The organism is Vibrio sp. dhg, assembly GCF_003443775.1.
Classification (GTDB): domain Bacteria; phylum Pseudomonadota; class Gammaproteobacteria; order Enterobacterales; family Vibrionaceae; genus Vibrio; species Vibrio natriegens.
This window is the reverse complement of sequence record NZ_CP028944.1, coordinates 489,606-515,324: the sequence shown is the minus strand read 5'-3', so window position 1 is coordinate 515,324 and position 25,719 is coordinate 489,606. Positions and strand designations below refer to the sequence as shown.

Sequence of the window (25,719 nt, the reverse complement as noted above, 5' to 3'; positions counted from 1 at the left end):
GGTTACCCCTTAACGACCAAAGCAACGCGATGAAAGGTGTTATTTAGGTATCCTTTTGGATTCCAAGCGATGGCAAAAGGTTGGCTAACATTCTGATCATCGGTCGCTTTTGCCCAAACTTCGTAGTAGCCCGGTTGTGGGAATTTCACTTTAGCACTAAAGGTCTGCCAAGCTCCTTCGTTTGCTGGGGCGGCGAGATCGGCATCCATCCAGGTTGCGCCAAAATCAATGGAAAGCTGAACCTTTGTCACTTTACGGTCTCCAGACCAGGCATGACCTCGCACCGCAACCTCGTTTCCATCCACTTGTGAGTTTGTTTGTGGTGAAGTGATGAGGGATTTCACCGGCATACGCTCGATGATTTCAAAATCCTCTTTTGCAACTTCTTCGCCGGGAGCCACTGGTCTGTTAGGCACACGATAGGATGTCCCTGTCATTTTCGGACCGTCATGTACCTGATCGCGGATTTGAATTCGTGTCAGCCATTTTTGCGAACAAGAGCCTGGCCAACCTGGGACAACCAAACGTAGTGGCGCACCATTCATTGGGTGAAGAGGTTCACCGTTTTGTTCGAAAGCGATAAGGTTTTCAGCGCCCATCGCCTTGGCAATGGGTACGCCGCGAGAAATTGGTAACTTACCTTCCTGACCCGAAAGGTGTTTATCTGCACCGTAATGTGCCGTATAAACCGCACCGTCTTTGACACCGGCAGCTTTGAGAACATCAGCTAGCCTCACTCCCGTCCAGCTTGAACAGGCAACCGCACCATAAGTCCATTGATTACCTGATGCTTTAGGATCAAAGAATGCACGGCCATTACCGCCGCATTCCACGACGAGTTGTTGCTCAATCACATCGAAGTTTTTCTTCAGATCGGCAATCGTAAGTGTCATGGGTTTGTCCACCATACCATCGATGGTTAAGCTCCACGCTTCAGCGTTGACTGCGGTTGGAGGGATGCCGTTGTTGCGTATAAAGTGTCTGCGTGTAGGGGTGATGTCGTCGTTGAGAAGGTGAGGTGGCGTTTCAGCATTCATTGGTCTGTCGTTAAGCACAGTCAGACCATCTTTACCTTCAATCATTACGTCATCGAGCCCTTCCGCAAATGCTGCCGGGATAATCCCAGCGGGCATGTTTCGGTGGAAGGGAATGGCTCCGCCAAGCACGGCTGCCATTGTTGCTAATCCCGCGCCTTTTAAAAAGCCTCGCCTGTCAGGATGACTGACTCTTCCAAAGACTTTCTCATCCGCAGACTCAGGATTTTTTTCATAATATTTATAAATCCCTTGCGGCTTGTTTTTCTCGTTCTCACTCATGATGCGTTCCTTTATCGGCTAACGCCCAAGAACATCTCTGTACTTTTATGGTTCTGCAGGTCGTTTCACCGAACTCTACAAATAACGTCCGAAATAAGTTTTACATCACTAACATTAGTCGACTATTGATAGCCTTAACAATATTTGTGAGAAATATGCTCCTCATCAGCACACTTCGATGCTTTTTCGGATTTACAGGTTCTATTTTGATTCGGATAAGGCTTAAAACCTTCATTTGTCGTTATGTGGATTACAATTTAATTAACACGCGTTGTATTACTCAAAAACAATAAGATAAAAGTGAGCTTTTATGTTCGATAAAGTCATTTCCTTTCTAGAGACCACCTTATTTACCTTTAATGATCAACCCATCACTTTGTGGGCAATATTGATGGTTCCCACTTGGATACTGGTTAGTTTATGGCTGTCCAAAATACTTATTAAAGCGGTTACGTCCAGAATGGCGTCAGCAGGGAAAGATCCGAATGTTATCCATTTGGTAAAACGGATATTGTTCGTCATCGCTCTCGGGATTATTTTCCTCACCACTCTTTCGTTGATTAATGTACCTATTACCGCGTTTGCCTTCTTGTCTGGTGCTGTCGCGATTGGCTTTGGTTTTGGTGCTCAAAACATCATTAATAACTTTATTAGTGGCTGGATTTTGATTGGTGAAAAGCCGATTAGGATTGGTGACTTTTTGGAAGTAGAAGGAGCAAAAGGCACTGTCGAGCAAATTAATACCCGTTCTACGCGGATCAGACGTACTGATGGTGTGCACATGTTAATACCAAACAGTCAGTTGATTGAAAACGTGGTCATTAACTGGACACTCTGCGACAGGTTGGTAAGAGGCACCGTCGTGGTCGGTGTTGCTTATGGAAGTGACGTAAAACTGGTCGCGTCGTTAATGAAAGAAGTGACGTTAAAACAAGAACAAGTGCTTGGTAACCCAGAGCCCGATGTATTCTTCCAGGACTTTGGTGATAACGCTCTTATCTTTGAATCGTATTTTTGGATCCATTCAACGGTTGAAGGAGGGATTCGTGCGGTATCCAGTCAGATACGTTTTGAAATTTATGAAGCCTTTGAGCGAAAAGGCATTGAGATAGCATTCCCTCAACGTGATGTCCATATTGATGGCGAAATTAAAGTTTCTCGGGAGCGTTAGCCAACCTTGCCTTGATTCACCGTTTCATGTGATGGCTCCTTAACCTTTAAAACCTTGAACCTCAGCGATACTCGCGGATTGTATGAATGCGCAAAAGGTTGCATTATGTGTGCTTCGTTTTCTTCATTAGAGAAGCAGGGAAATAATGAACACAAGATATAAGGATTTATTAGGTACCGAACTTTGCGTTATTCAGTCGCCGATGGCGGGTGTCCAAGGAAGTAATCTGGCCATTGCTGTGAGTGAAGCAGGAGGGCTAGGGTCCTTACCTTGTGGCATGTTGAGTATCGATCAAATCGTGAGTGAAATTGAGGCGATCAAAGCGGCAACTAGCAAACCATTTAATCTCAACTTTTTCTGTCATGATGCATCGCCTTTCAATCAACAGCGCCAAGCGATTTGGCAAAGTGAGTTAAAACCGTTTTTTGATGAACTTGATTTAGATATGAAGCTTGCGGCTGGTGGCGCGAATAGGGTGCCATTCAGCCATGAGATAGCGGATGCGATTGAACCGTTTTCTCCGGAGTTCATCAGCTTTCATTTTGGTCTGCCCGATAGTGACTTACTTGATCGAGTCAAACAATGGGGCACCAAAGTCGTGTCATCTGCGACGACGGTAGAGGAAGCTCTTTGGTTAGAGTCTCGCGGAGTGGATGGCATAATTGCACAAGGCATAGAAGCTGGTGGCCACCGCGGAATGTTCTTATCCAAAGATATCTCGACGCAAATGGGGTTGGTTGCACTTCTTCCTCAAATTGTAAATCGAGTCAACGTTCCGGTGATAGCCGCAGGTGGTATCACTGACAGTCGCTCAGTGCATTCTTGTTTACAGCTAGGAGCGACAGCGGTACAAGTCGGAACGGCTTATCTGTTATGTACAGAAGCTCAAACATCACCATTGCATAGACAGGCTCTGAAAGAAACGAAATCACAACATACCGCATTAACGAATATCTTTTCTGGAAAACCAGCGCGTGGCATTGTCAATCGAGCAATGAGAGAACTGGGTTATATGAGCTCGTCTGTGCCGGAATTCCCATTCGCCTCGATTGAAATGACGGAACTACGAAAACAAGCTGAAAGCCAAGGTATGGATGACTTCTCGCCTTTATGGTGTGGTCAAAATACGCAAGGTTGCCAAGAAATATCGGCAAAAGAGATGACACTTGCGTTAGCTGGGCTGCGTTAATTTTCAATATTTATAGAGATTGGTAGTACGACTTAATCTCCCTGAGGCTGATGATGAGCACTCTGAATCGCATTAAGGGTGTCGCGCACCAACTCTTGAGTTTGTTGCTTGAGCAGTTTAACAAATTGCACTTCAATATCGCTCAACGAGACCGTTTCTGGCGTTACCAAATACATTTCGGTTACGGGCAGTGATTCGTAGGGAGGAAGTGGCCACAGTAGTCCTTGTGCAACGTAAGGTTTGGCGCTTTCGACAGTCAGTGCACCAAAGCCGATTCCTGCCATGATCATGCGGCGAACTTCCTCAACATTGGACGAAACGGCAACTAATTTACCCCAAAACTGCTGTTGTTCACGAAAGTGGGCGATAGCGTCCAGTCCTTCTCCTGGCTGGTCGCTTTCAAAAGAGATGTAGGGCAAGCCTTTAATTTCGTCGAGGGTCAAGTCTTCGCGACCAAAGCACGGGTGGGTTCGTCCGCAATAAAAACCCATCTGTTCGTAGCCGAGAAAGTCACAGCGAATGCCTGTTTTTGCTATTTTCTTATTACTCAATCCTATGTGCAATAAACCGTCAGCGACGTGACTGACGATGTCAGCGCTTGGATGGGTATTAACGTTAAAAATAACGTTAGGGTACAGCGCGTGATAGTTCGCCAGTGTGGCATCAAACGCCGGGCACTGCAGATGACTGGCTATCTCAATCGTCAGCTCGCCTTGAATATTATCCGCTTGATCAACAAATTGATCCGCCATGTTGCCAATGATACGACTCACTGATGATGCATACTCGTAAACTCGCATCCCGTGCAGAGTAAGAGAGAACACGCCTTTTTTACGCAGGATGAGCCGTTTATCTACGTGCTCTTCAAGTCGCTTCAACGCATTACTTACGCTGGGTTGGCTGAGCGATAACTTGCGCGCAGCAGCACTAATACCACCTTCGTTAACAATGGTTAAGAACGTATACAGTAAGTTCCAGTCGAGATTACGTAAAAGGCGGTCTTTAGGGTTGAGCATGTGCTTCTTTCCTTGAATGGTTACTTGAACGAACACCCATAGCGATAGGCTATGTATATCATACTAATTCATCATTATGGCTTTTAACTACTTTTTTCACATACTCAATACTGTCTTTGTGACCGTTTGCTGAAGTAGAAGGGAGATGTCTTCTTAGCGAGCGAGAATCTGGAATGAAACGATAACAAAAGTAGAAGGGAATCCATGATGTCAAAAGGAAAATTTTTAGGTGCTTTGCTTGCTACCTCCGTGGCCGTCGCTGCTTCAGCGGGCGTTAACGCAGAAACAATCAAAATTGGTACAGAGGGTGCGTATCCTCCGTTTAACTACTACACCGCAGACGGCCAGCTAGCTGGTTTCGATATCGAAATCGGTAAAGCACTCTGCAGCGAGATGAAAGTCGAATGTGAGTTCGTCGCACAGGATTGGGACGGTATTATTCCGGCGCTTTTGGCGGGTAAATACGACATGATTCTGGCTTCCATGTTCATTACCGATGAGCGTAAACAACAAGTGGCGTTCAGCGCTCCATATCAGGCATCTGCGATGACGTTTGTTGTCGATAAGCAGTCAGGTATTAAAGATGTGTCCCCAGAGGCGATGAAAGGCATGATCATCGGTGCGCAAGGCTCGACGACACAGGCTGAGTACCTGTTAGCGAAATACCCAGATTCTGAAGTGCGTTTATACCCGACACAGGATGCAGTAAACCTCGACTTGGTTAGCGGCCGTATTGACGCTCAAGCGGGCGACATCATGCCAATGACGGACTGGTTAAGCTCTGAAGATGGCGCGTGTTGTGAGAAAGTCGGCAACCTGATCATGGATCGACAATATGTGGGTGATGGCGTGGGTATTGCATTTCGTAAAGAAGATCAGGAACTTCGCCAACGTTTAGATCAGGCGTTAGCGAGCATCATCAAAAATGGTACTTATCAGAAAATCAACGACGAGTTCTTCTCGATTAACTTGCTGACTCTGAAATAAGTCAGATCAAATGTGGCGGCCTATGTCGCCACTGAGTAGTAAATCAAAAAGAGAGCGACGCGATGGATTATCTGATGTATCTGAGTCTGGGTGACACTGGCTGGGGAGACGAGCTGCTTAAAGGCTTAGTGGTGACTCTTGGGTTAGCTCTGTGTGCTTTACCTGTGGGATTATTTTTGGGAACGGGCGTGGCCGCGCTGTCGATAAGTACCAACAAGAGCCACCGTTGGTTTGCCAATGTTTATACCACGGTACTGCGCGGGCTTCCGGAGCTGCTGACTCTATTTATTATCTACCATGGCGTCGGTCTGCTGATTAACAAAACGCTGAAATGGATTGACCCTAGCAACGGTTTTTTCGAACTGAATCCGTTTGGTGCAGGTGTGATTGCACTTGGTCTGGTCTTTAGCGGCTACGCGGCAGAGGTGCTGCGTGGTGCCTGGAAAGCGATGGATAAAGGTCAGCGTGAGGCCGGATACGCACTCGCGTTGTCTAGACTTCAAATATTCTGGCTGGTCGAGCGCCCGCAACTGCTGCGTTTGGCTCTGCCGGGGTTAGGTAACTTGTGGATCAACTTATTAAAGGATACCGCTCTGGTGTCGGTCATTGCACTCGATGACTTGATGCGTGCGGCGAACATCGCTGTAGGTGCCACCAAAAAGCCATTTTTGTTCTACCTGACGGTTTGTTTGGCCTATTGGGCGGTGTGCTTGTGCTGCGAAAGATTATTGGCAGCAATGGAGCAACACTCAAAACGTGGTATTCGAGTGAGTCGCTAAGGAGAAAGCTATGACGGATTTTATTGCTAAGGTCGCTCCGATGTTGCTCGATGGGGCATGGATGACGCTGAAAATCACCTTTATTTCGGTTTCGATAGCGGCTTTGCTGGCATTGCCTATGTCACTATTGCGTATTCAGCGGGCGCGCATCTATCGTTGGCCAGCACAGCTCTTTATCTCTTTCTTTCGGGGAACGCCACTGATTGCTCAGCTGTTTTTACTCTATTACGGCTCTGGTCAGTTTCGCCCTTGGCTAATGGAAATGGGAATGTGGGGTTTCTTCCGCGATCCAGTTAACTGTGCGCTATTGGTGTTCACCCTCAACTCACTGGCTTATCAGACCGAGATATTACGCGGTGCAATTCAGTCTGTAGATGCAGGTGAGATAGAAGCGGCCAAATCAATGGGCATGAATAATAGCTTGTTGTACAGACACATCGTCATGCCGCTTGCGTATCGTATTGCTTTTCCTGCTCTTGGGAATGAATGTATTTTAATGCTCAAAGGCGGCGCAGTCGCGAGTGTGATTACCGTTATGGACTTGATGGGACAAACTCGACGCGCATTTTCTCAGACTTTTGATATCTCGACGTACTTTCTGGCGGCAGCGATGTATTTGGTGATTGCAACTGTATTTGTAATGGCCTGGCGTCAGGCAGAACGGTATCTCTATCGTCATCAGATCCAGCGAACGCCAGGCACACAGCCAGCGACTGTCGCTACGACCTGATTTTTCAACCCTACCACAACCTGATGGCAACAGGAGCAAAGACTCTTGTGGGCTCGTTTGACTTTAAAAAAGGATCAACACAATGAACAAGATTGAATTGAAAACGCCGTATTTGGTGTTTCTGGGCGATGCAAATGATCTTCTAATGGCGAAAGTAGCTAAAGGTGTGGCTCACTGGCGACCAGAAAAGTGTCTGGCGCAATATCGACTTCCGGGCGCAAAAGCAGACCTCGGCATCGCTGAAATGTCACCGCGCGAAGCGGCTGCGTGTGGCGCGAAAACCTTTATTCTTGGCCTAGCACCCGTAGGTGGCACGTTGCCACTGGCTTGGATTGACATCTTAATTGAAGCGATGGAATCGGGAATGGACGTCGCAAGTGGTTTACACATGCGCCTAAACGACATCCCTGAACTGGTTGCAGCGGCTGAACGTACGGGTCAAAAACTTCTGGATGTTCGCGTGCCTCAAGGGCCAATGGTATGTGGCACAGGCCTTCCGCGCACTGGTAAACGTCTGCTGAGCGTTGGTACTGATTGCTGTGTTGGAAAAATGTTTACCACGCTAGCGATTCATCGAGAGATGGAAAAACGCGGTATACCGGCAACGTTCCGCGCCACTGGCCAAACCGGTATTCTTATTGAAGGTAGCGGTGTGCCTGTAGATGCCGTGGTTTCCGACTTCATTTCTGGCATGGTTGAAACGCTCTCTCCAGATAACGCACCAGAACATTGGGACATTATCGAAGGGCAGGGCTCACTTCTGCATCCAGCTTATGCGGGGGTAAGCTTGGGCTTGTTACATGGTGCTCAAGCGGATGTGATCATCGTTTGTCACGAGGCTGGTCGCACACAAATGGATGAAATGGAAGGTTACAGCGTGCCTGATCTACAGACGGTTATCGACATTAACCTTACGATGGGCCGCGTGACGAACCCGAATATTCGTCTGGGTGGTATCGCGCTGAACACGGTCAATTTGAGTGAAGAAGAGGCACTCGCTGAAATCGCACGCATTGAGAAACAATTTGGTGTACCTGTGGTCGACCCTGTCCGTACAGGCGTGGCGAAAATTGTCGATGGCATCGAAGAGGTTTGCTATGCGTAAGATGAGTGTGCGCGTTGAAAGGTGGCCACTGCATGAACCATTTGTTATTTCACGCATGGATCCAATGCTGCATGGTGAAGTAGTGGTGGTTGAGATAGAACAAGATGGACTCGTAGGGCGTGGCGAGTGCGAACGGATGAATGTCTTCGAGCCCGATTACCCTTACGATGTCTTGGCGGATGTTGAGTCTGTTGTTCAAGCAGTAGAGTCGGGTATCAGCCGTGAAGAACTCGGTGAGTTGTTACCATCTGCTGCGCCACGTAATGCCGTTGACTGTGCTTTATTTGAATTGGAAGCCAAGCTAAAACAGCAACCAGCATGGCAAATGGCGGGTTTTAGTGACGCACCTCAGCCAGTAACAACGGTATTCACTTTATCACTCGATAGTGCTGAAAAAATGGGCAAAGCGGCTGAAGCGCAAAAACATCGCCCAATTCTGAAGCTAAAACTCGGTCGGGATGGTGACTTAGAACGTGTCCGTGCAGTACGTGAAGCAGCGCCTAATACCCGTTTGGTGATTGATGCCAACACCGGTTGGAGCTTTGCACAGCTGTGTGAGTATTTGCCAGTTCTTGCTGAACTCGGTGTGGAAATGGTTGAGCAGCCGTTGTCGTTCGAAGAAGAGCACTTACTGGAAACGATCACGCCGTTGTTGCCCATTACGGCTGATGAGTCTTGTATTGATCGTTCCTCGCTAGCTGCTCTGAAAGGACGCTATCAGGCGGTGAATATTAAACTGGACAAAACCGGTGGCATGACAGAAGCATTGGCTCTGCTTAAAGATGCGCAGGAGATGGGCTTTGAAGTGATGGTCGGCTGCATGATTGGGACTTCTCTTGCTATGGCTCCGGCACTGCTTCTCGCTCAACAAGCTCGATGGGTCGATATTGATGGGCCACTTTTGTTATCAGAAGACAGAACACCTGCGCTCAATTATCGCGAGAGCGTAGTCGAGCCGACAGAAGGTGTATGGGGATAATACTGCAGCCTGACTTATATCTACGGTCTAACTTTTATCTCGTTCAAAGCCATGGTCAAGTACCATGGCTTTTTTGTTATTTTGGCGAGAGCGAATTCCTGATCGTATAACTTAGTCATAGTGACGCTTGGCTTAGCCCTCTGAGGGACAGGTAATTTCTTGTAACCATTTATTGACTTCGAATGTATTGGCTCCGAATGGTCAATTGATGATGAGGTATCGTAAGTGCAGGAGTCGCATTGAAAGCAATGTTGCCTGTCATTTGGTAGGATGTTGTTCTTTTTATAAGTTAACTGGTTGTTAGAGCTAAAAAATGGCGTTCAGCACTCCCTAAGTTGCAACTATGTTGATAAGATGACGGCGACGATTATGTAAAGAAGGAAAAATTACATCGGCAAAGAGAGCAATGCTGCTGACTTACAGCGCATTTTAGTTCTTTGTCTCGGGGAATCGATTGCTTTGGCTGACTTGATTAAAAACCGTGTATGAAACGGAAAGCAAACTATACATCCACAGTAAAGACTGATGTAATACCTTCGAGCTTCAATATTTGTGCGAGTAGCGCTGAGTAAAAGACTGTATATGAAAAAAATTATCTCCTTGGCTGTGTTAATTAGCCTAGCAGGGTGTGTTACGACATCTACTAGTAATCCTGTTTTATCGGATGTACACGTAGAAAAGTGTGAAGAGCTCGGTAGACTAGTCGTCACTCAAGATAAAGAGTTCCAACCATCAATGTCAGTGTCATCGCTCGTTTTAAACCAATTGCCAGTTGTTGCTGAAGATTTTAAGGGTGGTGTTCTGACCTGTAGTGTTGTCGGAGTTACTGATACGGGTTACGCCATTGCCTATGACGAAAGTTCAGAGATTTATCTACACCGCAGGTTTAGTGGCAACAACAAGACTGCAGTTCTGGCTAGCCTGACCGAGCAAGTGGCACAAGAAGAGCAAAGACGCCAAAATTTAGAGCGCGAGAAAAGAGAACAAGAACAAGCTGCTAAACGTCAGGCCATGATCGATGAACGCATTCAGTTTTGTTTGGACTTTGGGGCAAAATACGCTGATATCCTTAAAGGGCACGGCATGAGAGTTGATAACGTGTCAGTATACGACTCGTGGAACAGCGGTGAATCCGTCACTTGTGTTAATAGTTACGACGGTTACTGGGTCGATGATATTAATGAAAAGGGCACCGAACAAGTGAGAGAACAGCATGTTATCAATAAGAAAACGGGAGAGTATCAAACGATTTTTCGCTGATAATTGACCGTTAAGTTAGGCCGAAACCTTAGATTACTCAGATTTCTATCTGTTTGCCCAAGCCTAATTCTAAAGGCAAAGATAGACAATCACATATGATGAAGGGTTACCAGTTGGACAATGGATTCAGAATCCATTCTGTTCGAACACGGTAACCCTCGCTTTAGTTTGAGAACGGTTAAGCCAATAGTTCTCTTCTAACGATGTCTGCCCCGGCACTTAGGGCATTAAGTTTGCCTCTCGCTATTTGGCGAGGCAACGGTGCCATACCGCAGTTGGTGCAAGGGTAAAGCTTATCGGCATCAACAAACTCAAGTGCTTTTCTCAACGTATCGGCGACTTCCTCTGGTGTTTCAATCGTATCCGTTGCGACATCAATTGCCCCAACCATCACTTTTTTACCGCGAAGAAGCCCGAGCAACTCGATAGGGACTCGAGAGTTGTGACATTCTAATGAGATGATATCGATATTAGATTTTTGCAGCTTTGGAAAAACTTCTTCGTATTGACGCCACTCTGAGCCCAACGTTTTTTTCCAGTCGGTATTGGCTTTGATGCCATAGCCATAGCATATGTGGACAACCGTTTCACATTTCAGGCCTTCAATGGCTCTTTCTAATGCTGCGATGCCCCAATCATTGACTTCGTCAAAGAACACATTAAACGCAGGCTCGTCAAATTGGATGATGTCCACACCTGCAGCTTCGAGTTCTTTTGCTTCTTGGTTGAGTATTTTGGCAAATTCCCAAGCCAGTTTTTCACGACTTTTATAATGATCATCGTACAGCGTATCGATCATCGTCATAGGACCTGGCAATGCCCATTTGATGGGTTTATCGGTCTGCTGGCGCAAGAACTTAGCATCTTCAACAAAAACTGGCTTTTGGCGAGAAACAGGGCCCACTACGGTTGGAACACTCGCATCATAGCGATCACGAATTTTAACCGTTTTGCGATTCTCAAAATCAACGCCACTGAGATGCTCAATAAACGTCGTTACAAAGTGTTGTCGCGTTTGTTCGCCATCGCTAACAATATCAATATCTGCGAATTGTTGTTCTTGTAAAGAGATACGTAACGCATCTTCTTTACCGGCCGTTAGTTCTTCACCTTGTAATTTCCAAGGTGACCAAAGTGTTTCAGGTTGAGCGAGCCAAGAAGGTTTAGGTAAACTGCCTGACGTCGAAGTAGGTAATAATTTTTTCATAATAAAGGCTGCTGTCTATATTCGTTGATTATAAAGCGTAGTTAACTGACCAATTCTCAAGAATCGTTTTATACGGTTTGATGAAATGTTCTTCAGTAAACTTGCCCTGTTGAATAGCTAACTGGCTACGTTCTTCTCGGTCATAAACAATTTGAGTTAATGAATGATCCAGGTTATTTAAATTTGGCTGATAGCGTTTTCCTGCCGTCGAATTAGCATTATAAATCTCAGGACGATATATTTTTTGGAAGGTCTCCATCGTACTGATCGTACTAATGAGCTCAAGATTGGTGTAATCATTGAGTAGATCACCAAAAAAGTAGAAAGCTAAAGGCGCGACACTATTTGGTGGCATAAAATAGCGAACCTGTAAGCCCATTTTCTTAAAGTACTGTTCAGTCAAAGAAGACTCATTAGGTTGGTACTCAAAGCCCAGCACAGGGTGATGGTTCTCTGTACGTTGATAGACTTTGTTGTCTGAAACACTCAAGCAGATAACCGGCGTTTTTTTGAAGTTTTTCTTGTAAGTATCTGAATCTACGAAGCTCTTGAATATCTTGCCATGCAAATCGCCAAAGTTCTCTGGAATGCTAAATTGATTTTGGTTCTTGTTATGATCCAAAAGTAATACGCTAAAATCATAATCTCGAACATAAGAAGAAAAGTTATTGCCAACAATGCCTTCAATACGCTCATTAGTTTTATGATCAACAAAGTTCGTTTTTAATATTTCAATCGAAGGGAAGGTTTGACCGCTGCCTTCAATATCCAGATCAACAGAAATTATTTCCAGTTCTACTGAATAACGATCGCCAGCGGGATTATCCCAGCTCGCTAAGGCGTTAAATCGATTGTTAATCATCTTTAAGGTGTTGCGTAAGTTCTCTTGGCGACTCTCACCTCTTGCCAAGTTGGCAAAGTTTGTCGTGATACGTGTGTTATCAGAAGGCTGATAATTTTCATCAAAGCAAATGCTATTAATCGTAAATGTAAAGTCTTTATTCATTTTGAGCTGACATCCTATACCTAAGGTAAACCTGAACTTATTCCTAGCTATCTCTGTTCTTTCTAAATTTTTTCTGACGTTATGTATGTTGTTAGTGACAAAAAATCGATTAGAGATTCAAATTCAATATTATTATGAGTTATAGATAGAGTGTTTTTTATACCCTTCGTGCCACATGAATTAAAACGCTTTTACTTAATGTGGCACATGAAAAATATTCATGGTGTGGCATAGAGAGGAGGGAGAGGCTCAATAATTTTCTTGTTCTCAGTGTTAAATCTGCTTAATCAAAGCTCGTAAGTCCCAAGCGAGACGATAACGACAGAGAGATTGATCTCTGCAAGAATGCTGTTATCATTTCAAATAGTTTGAATTCAAATTATATTAATTGAAGTTATTATGAGCAGATTAAAATTCGGTATTCAATTTTCGATTACCTCCCGTTTATGGCGAAGACACATCGACCAACGACTAGCTCAGGTAGGTTTTACCGATGTGAGTTGGTCACCGCTTTTGCACTTAGACGAGTTTGGTGATGGTATCAGCCAAAAAGCGTTGGCATCTTCTGTTGGCATAGAAGGCTCATCACTGGTTCGCCTTCTCGATAGCTTAGAAAAGAAAGGCTTCATCACTCGCCAAGCCGACCAACATGATCGTCGGACAAAACGAATTTATTTAACGAGTGAGGGTCGCCAGCAGGTTTCGGTGTTACGTGGCCATTTGCAAGAAATTGAAGAAGATATGCTGTCTGATATTTCTGATGAGGAGATAAACACCATGCTGGGCGTATTGAATAAGTTAACCACTCGTTTTAAAAGTTAAGTAGTGAGAGGCCGAATGCTGGAGAGATTAGTACACTGGGGATTCGATACCAGCCGTCTTAGTTTTGCGTTTAGGACGGCCGTTGCGTCTTGTGTGGCGTTATTTATTGGATGGTTACTCGGGTTAGATCACCCATCCTGGGCAGCGATGTCTGTTTGGGCAGCCTCCCAGCCAGGGCGGGGCATGCTGATAGAGAAAGGGCTATTCCGTATTCTGGGAACACTTATCGGTACGCTAGTTGGGTTGGCTTTAATGCATCTTTGCGGTGACCAGTTATTTTTGCTGGTTATCGGCTTGGCATTATGGGTTGGTCTATGTACAGCTGCAGGTAATGTCATCCATGGTTTGTTTAGCTACTGTACCTTACTGTCTGGCTATTCTGCTTCACTGGTTGTGCTTTTAAGTGAGGTCAACCACCAAAGCATCTGGACGCTTGGCGCGGACCGCCTTCTCACAGTTCTTACTGGTGTCATTGTGGCACTTGTGGTCGGCCTTGTGTTCGCCCATCGAAGTGACGAGGACGCGCTGATCTGGCGACTTCGAACTCTGACAGTATCCGTACTGCGTGCGTTACAGCAACAGGTTCGACAAGAGCCGCTTTCTCAGTCAGTTGAACAACTTCTATTGGAAGCTTCACAAATTGAAGAAGCGTTAGATCCACATAGCGCAGGCTCACTTCGTTCTCGTCGTACCGTCCAATCCATGCGTGCTGTGGTGTTTGCGCATGTCTCTCTTTTAACGATACTGGCCGAAAAGCGTCCTGTTCTTCGCAATGATGAGCTGGCGGATTACTTACAAAAAGTCATTGATGCGCATGATCTGAAATCTCCTCTTGAGCAAGTGGTATCTAACCTGACTTATGCCATTCAAGCCTGTAACACACCTCATGTCGCTCAGGGACTGGCTGAACTAAAACAAGCGTTATCTGGTAGGCACGCATTTAATCAACACGGTCGAATGACTACCACACAATCGCCTTATCACGTTGTACTTCATCGTGATTGGGTAAGTGCTTTGCAGGCTATGTATCGCACTAGTGCGCTTATCCTTATTGCGGGTTCAGGTTGGGCTATTACCGGCTCGCCGATAGGGGCATACGTTTTACTCGGAACATCTGTAATGGTGACGCTGTTCTCTACCTTTGAGAGTCCGGCACTTATTATGAAACACATCACCTTATGGCAAGTGGTGGCAGTGGCTGCAACTGCTATCTGTCAATTGTTGTTGTGGCCATTGGCGAACTCGGAATGGCAAATGCTAGTTATGATGGTTCCGTTTATTTTGCTCATCACACTTCCGTTTGCTTACCCTAAGGTGATGTCAGGATCGATGGATTATGTGATGATCTTTTTGTTGCTCTCGACACCAAGTTTGCCTTATACCCCTGATGCAGGCGAAATGGCTATCAAAGGCGTCGCAATCATCGCCGGACCGACACTGGCACTATTGGCATTTAAGCTTATCTTTCCAACCAATTTGCTTCGCAGACAACAAGTGCTCATGCAGGCGATGTGGCGTTCTCTTTCCTCTCTAGCTTCAGATACCACGTCTTTCCCGTTTTGGCAGGCGCGTATGAAACACAGAGTTGTCAGGCTAACGAGTATGACTCGAAAAACCAGTTTGGACTGGCCGCAGCATGGTCGCGCAGGGCTCGGGCTTCTGATGCTTGGTCAGTGTGTTGAAAACTTGCGCCGAGAAGCAGCAGAGTCGCCAGAAGGGTATCATCAGTCACGGCATCAGGTTTGGTGTAAGCGCCTGCAACAGGCATTACGTCAGTCACCACAAGACACGTTAGCGCTATTACATCGCTATGCTGAGATGGAGAAACATCGAACGCCACTCCTCAGCGCGCAGGCTTCAAGTGCGGCGGAAGAGTTGGCACAAACCCAGCCACTTTGGAGTCGTTGGGTCGGGTAATTTGTAGGTTTATGATTAGGCTGACTATGATGCAGTAACTCAGGTTGGCTGGCTTACATCGCCAGATTACCCTGAGTTACTGCGTAGTCACTTTATAGGCTTCTCGGTTAAAGGCTTCTAGGATCGCCAAGTGCGAGTGCCACTTTTGACGCTGGTGGTTTACCTAATGCGCGGCAGATTTGCCAACCTGCTTCATTGACAGCGTTGAGATCAACGCCCGTTTCAATACCAAGTTGCTCACACAGATAAAGCACGTCTTCTGTTGCGACATTGCCACTCGCTCCTTTTGCGTAAGGGCAGCCTCCCAAACCTGCAACGGCGCTATCAATAGTATTGATTCCAATTAGCAAGGCTTGGTAGATGTTGGCCAATGCCTGCCCGTAAGTATCGTGAAAATGTACTGCGAGCGCATCTTTTGGTAGTTGCGTTAACAGCGAATCAAGCATGGCAATAACGCGATTTGGGGTTGCTTTACCAACAGTATCGCCCAGAGAAATTTCATAACACCCCATATCAAACAGCGTATTCGCTACCGCAGTGGTTTGCTCTGGTTTGATTTCGCCCTCGTAGGGGCAAACCATGGTGCAGGATAAATACCCACGCACAGGAATGTTATGCTGCTGTGCTAACGCGATCACAGGTTCAAACCGCGCGAGGCTTTCCGCAATACTGCAGTTGATGTTGTTCTGGCTGAACGCTTCAGAAGCGGAGCCAAATACCGCAATTTGCTTTACGCCGCTTTCCAGTGCTCGTTCTAAACCTGCTAAGTTTGGTGTGAGCGCGCTGTAAACCACGTCTGGTTGTTGAGTGATCCCTGCAAATACCTGATCAGAATCGGCCATTTGTGGCACCCATTTCGGCGAGACGAAAGAACCCGCTTCAATGTGTTTTAACCCGCTGAGGCTCAATTGATCGATCAAGCGGACTTTATCCACCAACGTCACTGCGGTTTCATTTTGCAGGCCGTCGCGAGCGCCAACTTCGACGATATTAACCTTCGCTGGTAGCATACTCGCGCTCCTTATCGACACAGACATTCTCTGATGCCGAAGCTAAATGCAGCAGTATCGAACCATGCTGTACTTGGTCTCCATGCTGATAAAAAACCTCATCAACAGTAGCAGCTACCGGAGCGGTGATGGTGTACTCCATCTTCATCGCTTCGAGAACTAACAGTGGATCGCCAGCCGCCACTTCGTCGCCTTTGTTCACCATGACGGCTGAGATCACGCCGTTAAGTGGCGCGGTTGGGCTAAGCTCATCCTCTTTGCCTTTTGGTGATTCAAAGCTTGGTTGGTGCGCAAATGTACGTTGCTGACCAAGATAAAACAGCGTCGTTTTCTGCTCGTCGTTGAGTGCATTAAAGGTGTAACGTACGTCGTCGATATCAACGATGAACTGTCCATCTTTTTCAAGCAGGCAGACCTGATGTACTTGATCACCACATTGAATCGTAAATTGGTCAGGATGCTGGAAACCGGACTCCTTAGCAGAATGGTGTAAGCGTACTTGATGGTTAGCCGTTCCATCCGTGAAGTTAAATCGATACACGTTCTCCACCGATAGCCTAAAACCTTGTTTAGTAGGGGACGGTAATGATGAGTCGCCAGACGTCGAGGTGATATCGTTCCAGCGCGCAATGGCGGCCAATGTGAGCCAGATCGAATCAGACACTTTTTGTTGCTCGTTAATGCCTTGCTGATGTTTGACCAAAAATCCAGTATCAAGCTCAACATCAGCAAAGGCTGGCTGCGAAATAATGCTGTGCAGATAACCGATGTTGGTGGTGACGCCACGCACGTGATACTGAGTTAAAGCCTGTTTAAGCTGTTTGAGTGCAATGTCGCGCGTTTGACCCCAGACGATCAGTTTACTGATCATTGGATCGTAGTACTCGCTAATGGCATCGCCTTGTGTGACACCACTATCGACACGCACACACGCCAAGCGAACATTGCTGTCTGAGACGGGTTCTTTCAAGTAATCAATGCGGCCAGTTGATGGCATAAAGTCATTCTCGGCGTCTTCGGCGTAAATTCGTAGCTCGATTGAGTGACCGTTATGTGTGATTTCGTTTTGTGAGATAGGCAAACGCTCGCCAGCCGCAACGTTGAACTGCCATTCAACCAAATCTACACCTGTTATCAATTCAGTGACTGGGTGTTCAACTTGCAGACGGGTATTCATCTCCATAAAGTAGAACTGACCACGGTTATCAAGTAAGAATTCAACCGTACCAGCGCCAACGTAGTCGATCGCCTGAGCGGCCTGAACAGCGGCTTCACCCATTTGTTTACGTAGTTCATCACTCAGACCGGGAGCAGGCGCTTCTTCGACGACTTTTTGGTGACGACGCTGAATGGAACAATCGCGATCAGAAAGATAAACGCAGTTGCCATGTTGATCGGCGAATACCTGCACTTCCACGTGGCGCGGCTGCAATATGCATTTTTCAATCAGAAGCTGTTTGTCGCCAAAGCTTGAAAGTGCTTCGCGCTGCGCACCGTCAATGGCTAACGGCATTTCAGCCGCACTGTTGACTACTCGCATGCCTTTACCGCCACCACCTTGAGTCGCCTTTAGCATCACCGGGTAACCGATTTTTTCCGCTTCTGCCAATAAATGCTCTACGCTGTTGTCTGTGCCGTGATAGCCGGGAACCAATGGTACGTTCGCCTCTGACATGATTGCTTTGGCTTGAGATTTAGAACCCATTGCCTCGATTGCGCTGGTGGAAGGGCCAATAAATACAATGCCATTTTCACTGCACGCTTTCGCCAGTTTCGGGTTCTCCGAAAGAAAGCCGTAGCCAGGGTGAATAGCGTCGGCTTGCCATTTTTTTGCAGCACCGATGATGGCATCAATGTCCAGATACGACTCACTCGCCGGAGCGGGGCCAATAAATTCGGCAAAGTCCGCATGTTTGACGTGCAGGCTGTTGCGATCGGCCTCGGAATAGACGGCAACGGTTTCGATGGCCATGCTTTTTGCGGTTTTAATGATTCGGCATGCGATTTCACCGCGATTTGCAATCAGTATTCTTTTAAACATGATTCCTCCAATGAGCGGCACGCTTTTCGAAAAAAGCAGTCAGGCCTTCTTGTCCTTCTGCGGATACACGAGCAGCAGCTATCGCTTGGCTGGTGTATTCAATTAATGAGTGGTCGATAGGTTGGTTATCACAACGTAAACAAAGTGCTTTTGCCGCCTGCATGGCTTGCGGACCATTATTAATCAGGTGATCAACCATACGATTGACCGCCTCTTTTGGCTGGGGATCGATTTGATGAAGAATGTTCATCGAAAGCGCAGTCTCGGCATCAATCAGTTCCGCGGTTAAAAAATAGCGTCGGCTTTGTCGTTGTCCAATCGCTCGGATTACGTAAGGTCCGATGGTCGCGGGCAATAAGCCGAGTTTCACCTCACTCAAACAGAAGCGGCTCTCAGGTGTGCCAATGGCAATATCGCAGCAGCAAATCAGCCCAAGCGCACCACCAAATGCTGCGCCATGCACCATGGCAATCGTTGGTTTACTGAAGGTATCCAGCGTATGCAAAAGTTTTGCTAGTTGCTGTGCATCTTGAAGGTTTTCACTTTTGGTTTTGGTTGCCATTGACTGCATCCAGCCAAGATCAGCCCCCGCAGAAAAGTGTTTTCCCTGTGCAGTTAACACCAGTGCACGGATAGAATCTTCCTTTTCGAGTTGCTCTAGTGTCTCAATCAGTGAGGCAATCAATTCGTCATTAAACGCGTTGTGTTTTTCTGGCCGATTCAGGCTCAACCAGGCAACGCCATTGCTGTCTTTTTCAAGCAGTAGTCCGGTCATGTGACTTCCTTTGTCTGACATTTCAGTCTGATATTCCAATACTCGCTAGTCAGCACTTTATTCATCACTGATAGATAGCGAGGAGTTAAGGTTTGCTTTGTATCCGACTACATACGGAAGATGCCAAATTTGCTGTCTGGTATCGGTGCATTCAGCGCAGCAGACAGAGCAATGCCGACAACATCTCGGGTTTTCGCGGGATCAATAATGCCGTCGTCCCACAGACGAGCACTGGCGTAATAAGCGTGGCTTTGTGTCTGATATTGCTCCGCAATTGGACGCTTGAACGCTTCCTCTTCCTCTGCGCTCCAGCTTTCACCTTTGCGCGTTTTAATATCACGGGTCACTTGCGCCATTACACCCGCAGCTTGCTCGCCACCCATGACGGAAATACGCGCATTTGGCCACATCCACATCATGGTTGGATCATAAGCTCGACCACACATACCGTAGTTACCTGCGCCATACGAGCCACCAATAACAACGGTAAATTTAGGCACGTCCGCACATGCCACAGCGGTCACCATTTTTGCGCCATGCTTAGCGATGCCTTCTGCCTCGTATTTTTGACCGACCATAAAGCCTGTTATGTTCTGCAAGAAAAGCAGAGGAATTTTTCGCTGTGCACACAGCTCAATAAAATGGGCGCCTTTTTGTGCCGACTCTGAAAACAGAATGCCGTTGTTAGCGACGATGCCAATTGGCATCCCGTGGATATGAGCAAAGCCACAGGCTAAGGTCTCACCGAACAAGGCTTTAAATTCATCGAACTGGGAATCATCGACGATTCGAGCAATTACTTCTTTTACATCAAACGGCTTTTTAAGATCGGTACCGACGATGCCGTAAAGCTCTTGCGCAGAGAAACGTGGTTCTTGTGGCGCTTTTTGCTTAAGTTGGATCGGCTTTAAGTGGTTGATTTGTGAAACGGCCTGTCTTGCTAGCTCTAACGCATGGTGATCGTTTTCTGCATAATAGTCGGCTACGCCAGATGTACGGCAGTGAACATCGGCACCGCCAAGATCTTCAGCACTCACTTCTTCACCAGTCGCTGCTTTTACAAGAGGTGGACCCGCTAAGAAGATCGTACCTTGCTCTTTTACGATGATGGAAACATCACACATGGCAGGAACGTACGCGCCGCCAGCAGTACACAGCCCCATCACGACAGCAATTTGTGGGATGCCTTTGGCCGACATACGGGCTTGGTTGTAGAAAATACGACCGAAGTGATCTTTGTCTGGAAATACTTCATCTTGGCGAGGCAGGTTAGCGCCGCCAGAATCGACTAAGTAAACACACGGTAGTTGGCATTTTTCTGCAATTTCCTGAGCTCTTAAGTGCTTTTTAACGGTAAGTGGATAGTAACTGCCGCCTTTTACCGTCACGTCGTTGGCGACGATCATGCACTCTGTGCCGTCTATCACACCCACACCTGCAACTACTCCGGCGCATGGAACGTAATCAGGGTACACATCCCAGCCAGCAAACTGACCGATTTCTAAAAAGGACGAACCTGGATCGAGTAGGGCCAGAATGCGCTCTCGAGCAGGGAGCTTGCCTTTCTTCTGCTGATGTTCTCGCGCTTTTTCGCCGCCACCATCTTCTATTTGGGCGGTCACGGTATAAAGTTGATCCACAAGTGACGCCATAGAGCGGTAGTTTTCCTGATACTGCTCTGAGTGGGTATTAATATTGGTCGTCAAACAAGCCATAAATAGCCGATCTCCATTCGGAGTGACAGGCACAGATTGCCTGTCACCAATTTAGGTTGAATAATGAAATGTGTTGAGTCAGTCCGCCTGGGGTTGAATGATGTCTAGGCGCTTTCGTTAAACAATTCGCGACCAATAAGCATGCGTCGGATTTCCGAAGTGCCCGCGCCGATTTCGTACAGTTTGGCATCACGAAGCAGACGACCCGTATCAAACTCATTAATATAGCCGTTTCCACCGAGTAACTGGATCGCATCCAAAGCCATTTTGGTTGCCAGTTCCGCGCTGTAGAGAATCGCACCAGCGGAGTCTTTACGTGTGGTTTCACCGCGATCACAAGCGGCTGCCACAGCGTAAACGTAGGCTTTAGCAGCATTCATTTGTGTGTACATATCCGCGATTTTCGCTTGTACAAGCTGGAATTCGCCAATGGATTTGCCGAACTGTTTACGGTCGTGGATATATGGCACAACGATATCCATACATGCCTGCATAATGCCAAGCGGGCCGCCGGCAAGCACAACGCGTTCGTAGTCCAAACCGCTCATCAACACTTTCACGCCTTGGTTTTCTTCACCAAGAATGTTTTCAGCAGGGACTTCGCAGTTTTGGAATACTAATTCACAAGTGTTCGAACCGCGCATGCCTAGTTTGTCGAGCTTTTGCGCTTGAGTGAATCCCGGGTATCCACGTTCTACAATAAAGGCCGTGATGCCTTTGGAGTGCTGGCTTGGATCGGTTTTTGCGTAGACAACATAGGTATGTGCATCTGGACCGTTAGTGATCCACATTTTGTTGCCATTTAGCAGGAAGATATCGCCTTTACGTTCGGCTTTGAGCTGCATGGATACCACATCGGAACCTGCGCCAGGCTCGCTCATTGCTAGCGCGCCAATATGTTCACCGGAGATAAGTTTAGGCAGATATTTCTCTTTTTGAGCTTGTGTCCCGTTGCGGTGGATTTGGTTAACACAAAGGTTGGAGTGTGCACCGTAGCTTAAAGCAACCGAAGCTGATGCCCGGCTGATTTCTTCCATCGCTATCACGTGGGCGAGGTAGCCCATGTTTGCGCCACCAAACTCTTCGCTGGTGGTCACACCTAAAAGACCCATTTCACCTAATTTGGACCAAAGATGGTTTGGAAAGTCGTTAGATTGGTCGATAGATTGCGCGAGAGGCGCAATTTCTCTTGCAGCAAAACTATTGATTTGCTCGCGAAGCAAATCGGTATTTTCGTCATAAACAAAGTTTAGGGAAGAGTAGGTAGATTTCATTGCGTGTCCTTGCCTTTACGTCACCTACATCCCAGTGCTGAGGTGTCAGGTGACTTTTTCGCCTTTCATGGATCTCAGTGTGTTTTGGCATCGCAACTGCGCAGCATTTAATTCCATCATTACCGCTTGAATGTCATTCGCCTGCTGTTGCAATGCTGCCTTCTTCTCTTCGATCAACCGAATCATATAGTTCAACTGCTCAGTACTTTGATCGGTATCGTAGAGTTCAAACAACTCTTTGATATCTGCAAGAGAAAAGCCTAATCGCTTACCTCGCAAAATCAGTTTTAGTCGAATTCGATCGCGACCATTGTAGATTCGAGTGTTGCCTTTACGTTCTGGAGTTAGCAGACCTAAATCTTCGTAAAAGCGAATACTTCGGGTTGTAATATCGAACTCCTTAGCGAGCTCACTGATCTTAAATGTATTCATTCTTTAACCTTACGACTTTCGTATAACATTTATCCGAATATACAATTCGTTAACGTTAAAGTAAACAACTAGTGAACACTCTTGAGCCTTGATATTACTGACGTTTACCCGAAACTGACGATTCACTCGAACAAACAATAACCTCAAACTTGACGTTAACGTAAATGTTAGTATAGTTATGACGTAAACGTCAACAAAAGGTTAACAGAATGAAAAACGAAACATGGATTGTTGCCGCTAAACGAACGCCTATCGGTGCTTTTCAAGGGGCATTAGCTTCAACCGATGTCACTGAACTCGGGGCGACAGCCATTCAGGGCGCTTTAGCAGAAAGTCAGCTTGATGCAGACAAAATAGATGAAGTACTGATGGGCTGTGTTCTGCCAGCAGGTGTGGGACAAGCCCCTGCAAGACAGGCGAGTTTAAAAGCTGACATGCCACAATCCATCGGTTGTACCACGCTGAACAAAGTGTGTGGTTCGGGCATGAAGACCGTGATGCTTGCTCATGATCTTATTCAATCTGGCAACGCGCACGCGGTTATTGCTGGTGGTATGGAAAACATGTCTTCGTCTCCTTATCTATTAAAGAAAGCGCGCGAGGGTTTCCGTTTAGGTCACGAACAAGTGCTCGACCACATGTTTTATGATGGTTTACAGGATGCTTATCAAGGCGAGCTGATGGGTGTCTTTGCTGAACAAACAGCGCAAAAGTATCAGTTTAATCGTGAAAGCATGGATTCTTGGGCGCAGCAATCGGTGACTCGTGCGCAGCAAGCAATTGAGCAAGGTTTGTTCAAAGAAGAGATCGTGCCTGTTAACGTGAAAAGTCGACGCGGCGACATCTTAGTTGCCGACGATGAGCAACCGAGCAAACTCGATGTTGCCAAAATTCCAACTTTGCGCCCTGCGTTTGCTAAAGATGGTGGCGTAACAGCGGCAAACTCAAGCTCCATTTCAGATGGCGCTTCGGCAATGGTATTGGTCGATAGCGAGTTTGGTCGTCAGGAAAACCTTCAACCTCTCGCCAAAATCGTGGGTTACAGCACACATGCAAGGCTGCCAGAAGAGTTCACCATCGCACCTGTCTTCGCGATTGAAAAACTGCTGGAAAAAACGGGCTGGGACAAATCGGACGTTGACCTTTGGGAAATTAATGAGGCCTTTGCTGTTGTCACTCAATATGCAGTGAAAGTACTCGAACTCGATGAGAACAAAGTTAACCCGCGCGGTGGTGCTTGTGCGTTAGGTCATCCTATTGGTGGCAGTGGTAACCGCATCCTCGTGACGTTGATTCACGCGCTTAAGCAAACTGGCGGAAAACGTGGCGTTGCATCGCTTTGTATTGGTGGCGGTGAGGCAACCGCGATCGCGATTGAAACCTGCTAATTCATTCTCAACAAAGTTTCACTTACATAACAGTAGTCAGTAACAAGCTGAAAAATACAAGGATGTCATCATGACAGAACAAGTAAAGCAGTATATCGGTGGTGAATTCGCCATCTCCGACTCAAAACAATGGCTAGATGTAACTAACCCGGCAACCAATGAAGTGATTGCACAAGTGCCTTGTGCCACGGAATCAGAAATGAATGCGGCGATCGCCAGCGCAACAGAGACGTTTAAGCGTTGGAAAGAAGTGGCTGCACCGGAGCGTGCAAGATTGATGCTGCGTTACCAACATCTATTAAAAGAGCAGCACGACGAGTTGGCAATATTGCTTTCAAGCGAGACAGGTAAAACCCTAGCGGATGCTAAAGGTGATGTTTGGCGCGGGATTGAAGTCGTTGAACAAGCGGCAAACATTTGTAGCTCAATGATGGGCGAAACGGTTGAGAATGTCGCAACGAATATTGATGGTTACTCTTACATTCAGCCACTCGGTGTTTGTGCTGGTATCACACCTTTCAACTTCCCGGCGATGATTCCATTGTGGATGTTCCCAATGGCGATTGCTTGCGGTAATACCTTTATTTTAAAACCGTCGGAGCAAGTGCCGCTAACCGCGATGAAACTGGCTGAACTGTTTGAACAGGCCGGTGCACCAAAAGGTGTATTGCAAATTGTCCACGGCAGTAAAGAGCAGGTTGACCGCATTCTTACCGATCCAGTCGTCCGCGCTATCTCTTTTGTTGGCTCTGTGCCGGTTGGAGAGTACATCTACAAAACGGGCACTGACAACCTAAAACGCGTTCAGTCATTTGCTGGTGCGAAGAATCACATGGTTATTATGCCTGATGCAAATAAACAGCAAGTGATTAATAACCTTGTTGGCGCGTCAGTTGGTGCCGCAGGTCAGCGCTGTATGGCGATTTCGGTCGCGGTGTTTGTAGGCGAAACCAAAGAATGGATTCCAGAGCTTAAAGAGGCGTTAGCTCAAGTTCAGCCAGGCGCGTGGGATGATGAATCAGCAGGTTATGGACCGCTTATTAGCCCGCAAGCGAAACAACGTGTGGTGAACTTAATTAATGAAGGCAAAGAATCTGGCGCGAACTGTGTTCTGGACGGTACCAACTGCGAAGTGGCTGGTTTCCCTGACGGCAACTGGGTGGGTCCAACACTGTTTACCAACGTGACGACAGACATGTCGATTTATCAGGAAGAAATTTTTGGCCCAGTGCTGCTGACCATGGAAGTGGATAATCTGGACGAGGCGATTGAGCTTATCAACGCGAACCGTTTTGGTAACGGTACGTCTATTTTCACAGCGAATGGCGCTGCCGCGAGAAAGTATCAGCACAATATTGAAGTGGGTAATGTGGGTATTAACGTGCCAATCCCAGTTCCGTTGCCATTCTTCTCATTTACGGGTTGGAAAGGCAGTTTCTATGGCGATTTGCATGCCTACGGTAAACAAGCGGTTCGCTTCTACACTGAAACGAAAACGGTCACCGCACGCTGGTTTGAAGATGACATTCCAAGCGGTCCGAACATGACCATTCAGCTTAGCTAATTACCCACGTTAACAGAATATGGCCAAGCTTATTCC

At 46.8% G+C, this 25,719-nt stretch carries 22 protein-coding genes; 12 read left to right on the top strand and 10 right to left on the bottom strand.

Annotated elements, in window-relative coordinates:
• Positions 1-2: 2 nt before the first annotated feature.
• Complete coding sequence (locus DBX26_RS18020; RefSeq protein WP_118120349.1) at positions 3-1,316, bottom strand: molybdopterin-dependent oxidoreductase; 1,314 nt, start codon at positions 1,314-1,316, stop codon at positions 3-5.
• Between the two features lie 310 nt (positions 1,317-1,626).
• Between DBX26_RS18020 and DBX26_RS18015 the strand changes: the two genes are divergently transcribed.
• Both DBX26_RS18015 and DBX26_RS18010 read left to right on the top strand, forming a co-directional pair.
• A complete protein-coding gene (locus tag DBX26_RS18015) occupies positions 1,627-2,487 on the top strand; it encodes a mechanosensitive ion channel family protein (RefSeq protein ID WP_014233954.1) in 861 nt (286 codons plus the stop codon).
• A gap of 145 nt (positions 2,488-2,632) precedes the next feature.
• Positions 2,633-3,676, top strand: coding sequence for a nitronate monooxygenase family protein (locus DBX26_RS18010; RefSeq protein ID WP_118120347.1), 1,044 nt, complete (start codon positions 2,633-2,635; stop codon positions 3,674-3,676).
• A 32-nt stretch (positions 3,677-3,708) separates the two neighbouring features.
• Here DBX26_RS18010 and DBX26_RS18005 read toward each other — a convergent pair whose 3' ends face one another.
• The gene (locus tag DBX26_RS18005) at positions 3,709-4,692 is read right to left on the bottom strand and encodes a LysR family transcriptional regulator (RefSeq protein ID WP_020333771.1); all 984 of its coding nucleotides are present in this window, start codon (positions 4,690-4,692) and stop codon (positions 3,709-3,711) included.
• A gap of 204 nt (positions 4,693-4,896) precedes the next feature.
• Between DBX26_RS18005 and DBX26_RS18000 the strand changes: the two genes are divergently transcribed.
• The 6 genes from DBX26_RS18000 (at position 4,897) to DBX26_RS17975 (ending at position 10,532) form a co-directional block, all read left to right on the top strand.
• Complete coding sequence (locus DBX26_RS18000) at positions 4,897-5,679, top strand: ABC transporter substrate-binding protein (RefSeq protein ID WP_231119411.1); 783 nt, start codon at positions 4,897-4,899, stop codon at positions 5,677-5,679.
• Between the two features lie 62 nt (positions 5,680-5,741).
• Positions 5,742-6,458 carry an ABC transporter permease gene (locus tag DBX26_RS17995; RefSeq protein WP_065298813.1) on the top strand — a complete coding sequence of 239 codons (717 nt, stop codon included), beginning with the start codon at positions 5,742-5,744 and terminating at the stop codon, positions 6,456-6,458.
• Positions 6,459-6,468: 10 nt separating this feature from the next.
• Positions 6,469-7,188, top strand: a complete 720-nt coding sequence (locus DBX26_RS17990; protein ID WP_020333775.1) for an ABC transporter permease — start codon at positions 6,469-6,471, stop codon at positions 7,186-7,188.
• 82 nt (positions 7,189-7,270) lie between these two features.
• Positions 7,271-8,293 (top strand): N-acetyltransferase DgcN, encoded by a 1,023-nt coding sequence (dgcN, locus tag DBX26_RS17985; protein WP_065298812.1) that lies wholly within the window; start codon positions 7,271-7,273, stop codon positions 8,291-8,293.
• Positions 8,286-9,272: an N-acetyl-D-Glu racemase DgcA gene (dgcA, locus tag DBX26_RS17980; protein ID WP_118120345.1), complete on the top strand. Its 987-nt coding sequence runs from the start codon at positions 8,286-8,288 to the stop codon at positions 9,270-9,272. The genes dgcN and dgcA overlap by 8 nt, the downstream gene beginning before the upstream one ends.
• 582 nt (positions 9,273-9,854) lie before the next feature.
• The gene (locus tag DBX26_RS17975; protein WP_118120344.1) at positions 9,855-10,532 is read left to right on the top strand and encodes a hypothetical protein; all 678 of its coding nucleotides are present in this window, start codon (positions 9,855-9,857) and stop codon (positions 10,530-10,532) included.
• Between the two features lie 178 nt (positions 10,533-10,710).
• Here DBX26_RS17975 and DBX26_RS17970 read toward each other — a convergent pair whose 3' ends face one another.
• The gene (locus tag DBX26_RS17970) at positions 10,711-11,739 is read right to left on the bottom strand and encodes a methionine synthase (protein WP_118120342.1); all 1,029 of its coding nucleotides are present in this window, start codon (positions 11,737-11,739) and stop codon (positions 10,711-10,713) included.
• A gap of 28 nt (positions 11,740-11,767) precedes the next feature.
• Entirely contained in the window at positions 11,768-12,745 is a 978-nt protein-coding gene (locus DBX26_RS17965; RefSeq protein ID WP_118120340.1) for a DUF1852 domain-containing protein, read from the bottom strand.
• Positions 12,746-13,144: 399 nt separating this feature from the next.
• Between DBX26_RS17965 and DBX26_RS17960 the strand changes: the two genes are divergently transcribed.
• Positions 13,145-13,567 carry a MarR family winged helix-turn-helix transcriptional regulator gene (locus DBX26_RS17960; protein WP_014233965.1) on the top strand — a complete coding sequence of 141 codons (423 nt, stop codon included), beginning with the start codon at positions 13,145-13,147 and terminating at the stop codon, positions 13,565-13,567.
• A gap of 15 nt (positions 13,568-13,582) precedes the next feature.
• The gene (locus DBX26_RS17955) at positions 13,583-15,484 is read left to right on the top strand and encodes an FUSC family protein (protein WP_118120338.1); all 1,902 of its coding nucleotides are present in this window, start codon (positions 13,583-13,585) and stop codon (positions 15,482-15,484) included.
• A 107-nt stretch (positions 15,485-15,591) separates the two neighbouring features.
• On the opposite strand, the gene DBX26_RS17950 is transcribed toward DBX26_RS17955, so the two are convergent.
• The 6 genes from DBX26_RS17950 to DBX26_RS17925 all read right to left on the bottom strand — a co-directional run bounded on the left by DBX26_RS17950 (position 15,592) and on the right by DBX26_RS17925 (position 22,731).
• The gene (locus DBX26_RS17950; RefSeq protein ID WP_162889744.1) at positions 15,592-16,494 is read right to left on the bottom strand and encodes a hydroxymethylglutaryl-CoA lyase; all 903 of its coding nucleotides are present in this window, start codon (positions 16,492-16,494) and stop codon (positions 15,592-15,594) included.
• Positions 16,475-18,535, bottom strand: coding sequence for an acetyl/propionyl/methylcrotonyl-CoA carboxylase subunit alpha (locus DBX26_RS17945; protein ID WP_162889743.1), 2,061 nt, complete (start codon positions 18,533-18,535; stop codon positions 16,475-16,477). The genes DBX26_RS17950 and DBX26_RS17945 overlap by 20 nt, the downstream gene beginning before the upstream one ends.
• On the bottom strand, positions 18,528-19,310 hold the full coding sequence (locus tag DBX26_RS17940; protein WP_065303458.1) for an enoyl-CoA hydratase-related protein: 783 nt from the start codon (positions 19,308-19,310) through the stop codon (positions 18,528-18,530). The genes DBX26_RS17945 and DBX26_RS17940 overlap by 8 nt, the downstream gene beginning before the upstream one ends.
• Before the next feature lie 107 nt (positions 19,311-19,417).
• Positions 19,418-21,025, bottom strand: coding sequence for a carboxyl transferase domain-containing protein (locus DBX26_RS17935; protein ID WP_118120330.1), 1,608 nt, complete (start codon positions 21,023-21,025; stop codon positions 19,418-19,420).
• 104 nt (positions 21,026-21,129) lie between these two features.
• Positions 21,130-22,299 (bottom strand): isovaleryl-CoA dehydrogenase, encoded by a 1,170-nt coding sequence (locus DBX26_RS17930; protein WP_065298804.1) that lies wholly within the window; start codon positions 22,297-22,299, stop codon positions 21,130-21,132.
• Between the two features lie 45 nt (positions 22,300-22,344).
• Positions 22,345-22,731, bottom strand: coding sequence for a MerR family DNA-binding transcriptional regulator (locus tag DBX26_RS17925; RefSeq protein WP_005373242.1), 387 nt, complete (start codon positions 22,729-22,731; stop codon positions 22,345-22,347).
• A 209-nt stretch (positions 22,732-22,940) separates the two neighbouring features.
• Here DBX26_RS17925 and DBX26_RS17920 point away from each other — a divergent pair, with 209 nt between their 5' ends.
• Positions 22,941-24,119 carry a thiolase family protein gene (locus tag DBX26_RS17920; protein WP_118120328.1) on the top strand — a complete coding sequence of 393 codons (1,179 nt, stop codon included), beginning with the start codon at positions 22,941-22,943 and terminating at the stop codon, positions 24,117-24,119.
• 70 nt (positions 24,120-24,189) lie between these two features.
• Complete coding sequence (locus DBX26_RS17915; protein WP_118120327.1) at positions 24,190-25,683, top strand: CoA-acylating methylmalonate-semialdehyde dehydrogenase; 1,494 nt, start codon at positions 24,190-24,192, stop codon at positions 25,681-25,683.
• Positions 25,684-25,719 lie beyond the last annotated feature (36 nt).

Bases quoted from the DNA above. Each gene is read 5' to 3' on its own strand.
- DBX26_RS18020 (WP_118120349.1), bottom strand. From the start codon at position 1,316: ATGAGTGAGAACGAGAAAAACAAGCCGCAAGGGATTTATAAATATTAT.
- DBX26_RS18015 (WP_014233954.1), top strand. From the start codon at position 1,627: ATGTTCGATAAAGTCATTTCCTTTCTAGAGACCACCTTATTTACCTTT.
- DBX26_RS18010 (WP_118120347.1), top strand. From the start codon at position 2,633: ATGAACACAAGATATAAGGATTTATTAGGTACCGAACTTTGCGTTATT.
- DBX26_RS18005 (WP_020333771.1), bottom strand. From the start codon at position 4,692: ATGCTCAACCCTAAAGACCGCCTTTTACGTAATCTCGACTGGAACTTA.
- DBX26_RS18000 (WP_231119411.1), top strand. From the start codon at position 4,897: ATGATGTCAAAAGGAAAATTTTTAGGTGCTTTGCTTGCTACCTCCGTG.
- DBX26_RS17995 (WP_065298813.1), top strand. From the start codon at position 5,742: ATGGATTATCTGATGTATCTGAGTCTGGGTGACACTGGCTGGGGAGAC.
- DBX26_RS17990 (WP_020333775.1), top strand. From the start codon at position 6,469: ATGACGGATTTTATTGCTAAGGTCGCTCCGATGTTGCTCGATGGGGCA.
- dgcN (WP_065298812.1), top strand. From the start codon at position 7,271: ATGAACAAGATTGAATTGAAAACGCCGTATTTGGTGTTTCTGGGCGAT.
- dgcA (WP_118120345.1), top strand. From the start codon at position 8,286: ATGCGTAAGATGAGTGTGCGCGTTGAAAGGTGGCCACTGCATGAACCA.
- DBX26_RS17975 (WP_118120344.1), top strand. From the start codon at position 9,855: ATGAAAAAAATTATCTCCTTGGCTGTGTTAATTAGCCTAGCAGGGTGT.
- DBX26_RS17970 (WP_118120342.1), bottom strand. From the start codon at position 11,739: ATGAAAAAATTATTACCTACTTCGACGTCAGGCAGTTTACCTAAACCT.
- DBX26_RS17965 (WP_118120340.1), bottom strand. From the start codon at position 12,745: ATGAATAAAGACTTTACATTTACGATTAATAGCATTTGCTTTGATGAA.
- DBX26_RS17960 (WP_014233965.1), top strand. From the start codon at position 13,145: ATGAGCAGATTAAAATTCGGTATTCAATTTTCGATTACCTCCCGTTTA.
- DBX26_RS17955 (WP_118120338.1), top strand. From the start codon at position 13,583: ATGCTGGAGAGATTAGTACACTGGGGATTCGATACCAGCCGTCTTAGT.
- DBX26_RS17950 (WP_162889744.1), bottom strand. From the start codon at position 16,494: ATGCTACCAGCGAAGGTTAATATCGTCGAAGTTGGCGCTCGCGACGGC.
- DBX26_RS17945 (WP_162889743.1), bottom strand. From the start codon at position 18,535: ATGTTTAAAAGAATACTGATTGCAAATCGCGGTGAAATCGCATGCCGA.
- DBX26_RS17940 (WP_065303458.1), bottom strand. From the start codon at position 19,310: ATGACCGGACTACTGCTTGAAAAAGACAGCAATGGCGTTGCCTGGTTG.
- DBX26_RS17935 (WP_118120330.1), bottom strand. From the start codon at position 21,025: ATGGCTTGTTTGACGACCAATATTAATACCCACTCAGAGCAGTATCAG.
- DBX26_RS17930 (WP_065298804.1), bottom strand. From the start codon at position 22,299: ATGAAATCTACCTACTCTTCCCTAAACTTTGTTTATGACGAAAATACC.
- DBX26_RS17925 (WP_005373242.1), bottom strand. From the start codon at position 22,731: ATGAATACATTTAAGATCAGTGAGCTCGCTAAGGAGTTCGATATTACA.
- DBX26_RS17920 (WP_118120328.1), top strand. From the start codon at position 22,941: ATGAAAAACGAAACATGGATTGTTGCCGCTAAACGAACGCCTATCGGT.
- DBX26_RS17915 (WP_118120327.1), top strand. From the start codon at position 24,190: ATGACAGAACAAGTAAAGCAGTATATCGGTGGTGAATTCGCCATCTCC.